The organism is Mesorhizobium sp. M7A.F.Ca.CA.004.12.1.1 (assembly GCF_003997835.1).
In the GTDB taxonomy this organism is placed as follows: domain Bacteria; phylum Pseudomonadota; class Alphaproteobacteria; order Rhizobiales; family Rhizobiaceae; genus Mesorhizobium.
Window position 1 is genome coordinate 1 of the sequence record NZ_RZRK01000385.1, and the last position, 5822, is coordinate 5822.

Annotated in this window: 6 protein-coding genes and 1 pseudogene; 4 read left to right on the forward strand and 3 right to left on the reverse strand. The window is 62.1% G+C overall.

Going from position 1 to position 5822, the window contains the following annotated elements; genetic code table 11:
• Window positions 1-1005, reverse strand: a 1005-nt coding sequence (hmgA, locus tag EN984_RS20055; RefSeq protein ID WP_127383898.1) for a homogentisate 1,2-dioxygenase, incomplete at its 3' end; no start/stop codon positions are given.
• Between the two features lie 88 nt (window positions 1006-1093).
• Here hmgA and EN984_RS20060 point away from each other — a divergent pair.
• Window positions 1094-1567, forward strand: a complete 474-nt coding sequence (locus EN984_RS20060) for a MarR family transcriptional regulator (protein ID WP_127269414.1) — start codon at window positions 1094-1096, stop codon at window positions 1565-1567.
• Between the two features lie 154 nt (window positions 1568-1721).
• Window positions 1722-2228: a DUF2380 domain-containing protein gene (locus EN984_RS20065; protein ID WP_127269415.1), complete on the forward strand. Its 507-nt coding sequence runs from the start codon at window positions 1722-1724 to the stop codon at window positions 2226-2228.
• Between the two features lie 7 nt (window positions 2229-2235).
• Here the strand turns inward: EN984_RS20065 and tdh are convergent, their stop codons facing one another.
• A complete protein-coding gene (gene tdh / locus EN984_RS20070; protein WP_127276777.1) occupies window positions 2236-3270 on the reverse strand; it encodes an L-threonine 3-dehydrogenase in 1035 nt (344 codons plus the stop codon).
• 65 nt (window positions 3271-3335) lie between these two features.
• Window positions 3336-4349, reverse strand: coding sequence for an adenosine kinase (locus EN984_RS20075; protein WP_127383899.1), 1014 nt, complete (start codon window positions 4347-4349; stop codon window positions 3336-3338).
• Between the two features lie 221 nt (window positions 4350-4570).
• Between EN984_RS20075 and EN984_RS20080 the strand changes: the two genes are divergently transcribed.
• On the forward strand, window positions 4571-5488 hold the full coding sequence (locus EN984_RS20080) for an EamA family transporter (protein ID WP_127266634.1): 918 nt from the start codon (window positions 4571-4573) through the stop codon (window positions 5486-5488).
• A gap of 162 nt (window positions 5489-5650) precedes the next feature.
• Window positions 5651-5822, forward strand: a pseudogene (locus EN984_RS38885) (cysteine biosynthesis protein CysZ); the annotation flags it as partial.

Here is a 5822-nt window from a genome sequence, read left to right on the forward strand (position 1 = left end):
CATGATGGTGCGGTGGTACCAGGGTGGCCGGAACGTGTCTTCGGCCACCAGCCAGCGTGGCGGGAAGATGACGAAGTCGATATTGGCCGTGCCCTCCTCGCCGCTGGGTGCCGTCAGCACAGTGAAGATGGACGGGTCGGGATGGTCGAACAGCAGCGCGCCGACAGGCGAAAAGGTAGCCAGATCATATTTGTAGGGGGCGTAATTGCCGTGCCAGGCAACGACGTCCAGCGGCGAATGGCCGATCTCGGTGACATGGAAATTGCCGCACCATTTCACCGTCAGCCGGCACGGCGTTTCCTTCTCCTCGAACCAGGCGCAAGGCGTCTTGAAATCGCGCGGATTGGCCAGGCAGTTGGCGCCGATCGGGCCGCGGTCGGGCAGCGTCAACTTGGCGCCGTAGTTCTCGCAGACGTAGCCGCGCACTTCCTTGTCGACCAGCTCGACCTTGAAGACCAGACCGCGTGGCAGCACCGCGATCTCGCCGGGCCGCAGCTCAATGACGCCCATCTCGGTGACGAAGCGCAATGCGCCGACCTGCGGCACGACCAGCAATTCACCGTCGGAGTTGAAGAAATGGTCGTCGACCATCGAGCGGTTGGCGACATAGACATGTGCCGCCATGCCGGTCTGGCCGAGCACGTCGCCTGATGTGGTGATGCTGCGCATGCCGGCGATAAAATCGGTCGGCTCTTTCGGCATCGGCACCGGATTCCAGCGGTATTGGCCAAGCGCCAACTCATGATCGCCGACATTGGGCGCACTCTTCCACAAGGGATAGCTCGCAGGCTTGAAGCGGCCAGTGTGCTTGACGCTCGGCCGGATCCGGTAGAGCCAAGAGCGCTCATTGGTGCCGCGCGGGGCGGTGAAGGGCGAGCCCGAAAGCTGCTCGGCATAGAGGCCGTAGGCCGGCCGCTGCGGGGAGTTCCGTCCTTGTGGCAGCGAACCGGGCAGCGTCTCGGTTTCGAAGTCGTTGCCGAAACCCGGCATGTAGGAAAAGGCCATTGCTTCCTCCCCGGAATGGATCTCAATTGACCAAACTGGTTTCATTTGTAACCATTGAAAATGTAACCATCAATGGCGGCTTTGAAAAATGGCGATCAAGAGCGAAGCGTCCGACGCGCCTGAAATTCTCAATCTGGAAAATTTCCTGCCCTACCGGCTCTACCGGCTTGCCGACGCCGTCAGCCGCGAATTTTCGCGGATTTACAAGGATAGCCACGGCCTGACGCGGCCGGAATGGCGCACCCTTTCGGGGCTGGGGCAGCATGGAACGATGACGGCGTCTGCAATCGGTGAGCAATCGGCCATGCACAAGACAAAGGTTTCGCGCGCTGTCGCCGAGCTCGAACGGCGGCGCTGGCTGACGCGAAAACCGGACGAAAAAGACCGCCGTATCGAACATCTGACGCTGACCGGAACGGGACTTGCCGCCTATCGCGAGATGGTGGCGCTGGCCAAGGCGTTCGAACGGGATTTGCTGGCAAGGCTCAGCGCTGAAGAGCGCACGGCGATCACCAGCGGACTGGCTGCATTGGAGACCAGTCTGGTCCCGAGCATGGGTTAGTCCAAGATCAAGCCAATCACTCTGAACGACGGAGTTCGAGCGAACCTGCGTGGGAACTCCCACCGCAGCCAAAGCATAGCATTGCTTTCGATTTGATCGTGATTTGCGTTGTCAGGCCGCGTATAATGCCCATTACACCGACGGGAGGACTACGATGAGCATTCGCGCCTTAAGTGTCCTGGTGACGCTACTTGTAGGCACGTGCACATTTGCGCAGGCCCAGCAGACAAAGCCGATGTCGATCGAAGTGTTCCCTTTCGAATTGGAGGACAAGAGCGCCGGGGCGGGAATAATTCCCCCAGATGAATATGACAGGCGCTATCTGTCGGAATCGGCACAAGTTGCAAAGGACATGCTCTCCCAGTCTGGGCGCTTTACAGTAATTGATGTGCCGGCGAGGGATACACAGGCTGCTGCGCCGCACGGATTGCGCAACTGCGCTGGTTGTGAAGGACCGATTGCCAAGGAGCACGGCGCGTCGCTTGCCTTGCTTGGCGTCGTAACGCGCGTCAACCGAACGGAACATACTATGTTCATTCGCATCCTTGACGCCGAAACCGGGAGACATGTTTCGGAGGGGTTTACCGATCTTCGCATGGGTGCGAACCACGCATGGCCCCGCTCCGTGAAATGGCTGATGAAAAACAGAATCCTGCGCTAGGCGGCATCTACCAGTCCATCACCACCTTGCCGGAACTGCCGCTGCGCATCGCATCGAAGCCGGCCTGAAAATCGTCGATGCCGATGCGGTGGGTGATCAGGCCGGAGACATCCAGCGGGCCCTGCACAAGCGCGATCATCTTGTACCAGGTTTCGAACATCTCGCGGCCGTAGATGCCCTTGAGATGCAGCATCTTGAAGATGACCTTGTTCCAGTCGATCTCGAAGCCGGTCGGCGCGATGCCCAGAATGGCGATCTTGCCGCCATTGTTCATGGTGTCGATCATGTCGCGGAAAGCGGGGGCGGCGCCCGACATTTCGAGGCCGACGTCGAACCCCTCGGTCATGCCGAGCACTGGCATGACGTCGCGCAGCTTTTCCTTCGAGGCATCGACGACATGCTGGACGCCGAGCTTTTTCGCCAGCGCCAGCCGCAGCGGGTTGATGTCGGTGATGACCACTTTGCGCGCGCCGACGCATTGCGCGACGAGCGCGCCCATGATGCCGATCGGCCCGGCGCCGGTCACCAGCACATCTTCGCCAACCAGATCGAAGGAGAGTGCGGTGTGGACGGCATTGCCCAGCGGGTCGAAGATCGCGGCGATCTCGTCGGGCACATCATCGGGGATCGGCACGACATTGTGCTGCGGGATCGCCAGATACTCGCCGAAGGCGCCAGGACGGTTGACGCCGACGCCGAGCGTGTTGCGGCACAGATGCCCTCGCCCGGCGCGACAGTTGCGGCAATGGCCGCAGACGATGTGGCCTTCGCCCGACACGCGCTGGCCGACCTTGTATTCGGTGACCGCGGCGCCGAAATCTGCGACCGTGCCGACGAATTCATGGCCGGTCACCATCGGCACCGGCACCGTCTTCTGCGCCCACTGGTCCCAATTGTAGATGTGCACGTCGGTGCCGCAGATCGCCGTCTTCTTGATCTTGATCAGCACGTCGTTGGGGCCGATCTCCGGCACCGGCACCTCTTCCATCCAGATGCCCGGTTCGGCCTTGGCCTTCACAAGCGCCTTCATCATGTTCGACATCAGGATTTCCCTATTCCGTGATTGCGCTTCTGGCGAGATAGCCTGCACAACGGGAAGGTAGGCCACTAACTCGTTTGAACGTCCGGAATGGTCAGCCCCGCCTGCTCGGCCTCGCGGCGCAAATTCTGACGGGGCCTGGGGCCGATCTGCTGGATCACCAATCCGGCTGCCAGTGAGCCAAGGTCGCCGCAAGTCTGCAGGTCGCGGCCTTGCGTGTAGCCATGCAGGAAGCCGGCGGCATAGAGATCGCCGGCGCCCGTCGTGTCGACCAGTTCCTTGATGGCGGTCGCCTTGATCACCACGGTCTCGTCGCCGCGCACGATCACCGAGCCTTTTTCCGAGCGGGTGACGGCGGCGATCCGGCAATCCTTGCGGATCTGGGCCAGCGCCTCGTCGAACGACGATGTCTGGTAGAGCGACTTGATCTCGTGGCTGTTGGCAAAGACGATGTCGACCGTGCCCGAGCGCATCAGGTCGAGGAATTCGTCGCGGTAGCGGTCGACGCAGAACGAATCCGACAGTGTCATCGACACTTCTCGGCCTGCTGCGTGCGCCAGCTTCGCCGTCTGGCGGATTGCCTCCTTGGCGCGCGGCGGGTCCCACAGATAGCCTTCGAAATAGGTGACCTTGGCGCCAGACGCCTTGTCGGCTTCGACATCCTCAGGGCCAAGCTCGACGCAGGCGCCGAGATAGGTGTTCATCGAGCGCTCGCCGTCGGGCGTGACGAAGATCATCGAGCGCGCCGTCGTCGGCTCACCCTTGAGCGGTATGGTGTCGAAGGCGACGCCCTGCGCATGGATGTCGTGCGCGTAGATTTCGCCAAGCGCATCGTTGGAGACCTTGCCGAAGAAGGCGGCGCGGCCGCCGAAGCTGGCGACGCCGGCCGCCGTGTTGCCGGCGCTGCCGCCGGACGCCTCGATCGCCGGCCCCATGCGGCTGTAGAGCAGTTCGGCGCGCTGTGTGTCGATGAGGTTCATCGCGCCCTTGATGATGCCGTTGGTCTCGAGGAACTCCTCGTCGCACTGGGCGATGATGTCGACAATGGCATTGCCGATGCAAAGCACGTCATAATCCGGCATCAAAATCTCCGCCAAAACCCGAGCCGGCTTCTTGCCACGCCGGTCCGGCGCGGGTCTAGCGATTTGAAACCGGTTTGCCTAGGGCGTGACACGCAACTTTGGCGGAACAGGCAAAAGGCGCATCAGCCGCGAGGCGCTATGACAATTCGACCGTGGCCGAAGCATTTCATCACCGGACCGCCTACAAGCATGGCTCACCCGATCCCGTTTGAAGGCGAGCCATGCCGACAAAGAACGAGCCTGCAAAGAACGACATGACCACCGACCTTGCGCTGCTCGTCGTGCTGGCGGTGCTCTGGGGCGCCTCCTACACCTTCATCAAGATTGGCGTCGAAACCATCCCGCCGGTCACCTTCATCGCCGCCCGCACCCTGATTGCCGGTGGTATCTTGTTTGCCATCCTCCGCTGGCGCGGGCTCGCCATGCCGGGCGATGCGGCAAGCTGGCGCCGCTTCGCCTTCCAGGCCTGCCTCAACAGCGTCATCCCGTTCACCCTGATCGCCGCGGCGGAACGTTCGGTCGATGCCGGCCTCGCCACCATCCTGAATGCGACCTCGCCGATCTTCACCTTCCTCTTGACAGCGCTCATCACCCGCCACGAGCCGGTCACGCTGCGCAAGCTGATTGGCGTGGGCGCCGGCATTGCCGGCATCTGCCTCATCATCGGCACGCAGGCACTGGGTGGCCTCGGTCACGAGTTGTGGGCGCAGTTGGCCATCGTAGCGGCAACAATCTGCTATGCCGGGGCCGCCATTTTCGGCCGCGGCTTCAAGGGTCTCGATCCGATGCTGCCTGCCGCCGGTTCGATGCTGTGCGGCGCCGTCATCCTCGTGCCCCTCAGTCTGGTGTTCGACCAGCCGTGGACGCTGGCGCCTTCAACGGCGTCGATTCTGGCCCTGCTCGGCCTGTCGGTGTTTTCCACCGCATTGGCCTTCGTCATCTATTTCCGCCTCATCCACACGTTGGGTTCGGTCGGCACCACCTCGCAGGCCTATCTGCGGGTGCCGATCGGCGTCGGCATCGGCGCCCTTTTCCTCGGCGAAAGCCTAGGCTCGACGGCATGGCTGGGCATGGGTTTTGTCGTGGCTGGGGTCGCCGCCATGACCATTCCGGTTCGAAAGCCAGCATTTGCGCGGTAGAGCAATTCCAGGACAAGTGTGAAGCGGTTTTCCCGGGAAAAGCGCATTGGGGATTGCGTCAAAGCAAAAGAACCGGCCTGCTTGCGCTCATGCCGTGCTCTGCTTATCTCGGAAGCATCCGCCTTTTCGACGGTGTCTGGTGTGACCTGGGGGTAAAGCACGGTGATTTTCGACGCTGCCCGCACTGCGGCCCTCGAGCTGCTCTCGCCTCCCTTTCGGGCCGTGTTCCTCAAGACATTGGGTCTGACGCTGCTGGCGCTTGTCGCCTTGTGGTTCGGCCTGACCAGCCTCGTCGAGTGGCTCGCCCTGCCGTGGCTCCAGACGCTGCTGCCCG

Excerpts from the sequence above, each read along its gene's own strand:
- EN984_RS20075 (WP_127383899.1), bottom strand. The coding sequence starts at position 4,349 with ATGCCGGATTATGACGTGCTTTGCATCGGCAATGCCATTGTCGACATC.
- EN984_RS20060 (WP_127269414.1), top strand. The coding sequence starts at position 1,094 with ATGGCGATCAAGAGCGAAGCGTCCGACGCGCCTGAAATTCTCAATCTG.
- EN984_RS20080 (WP_127266634.1), top strand. The coding sequence starts at position 4,571 with ATGCCGACAAAGAACGAGCCTGCAAAGAACGACATGACCACCGACCTT.
- tdh (WP_127276777.1), bottom strand. The coding sequence starts at position 3,270 with ATGTCGAACATGATGAAGGCGCTTGTGAAGGCCAAGGCCGAACCGGGC.
- EN984_RS20065 (WP_127269415.1), top strand. The coding sequence starts at position 1,722 with ATGAGCATTCGCGCCTTAAGTGTCCTGGTGACGCTACTTGTAGGCACG.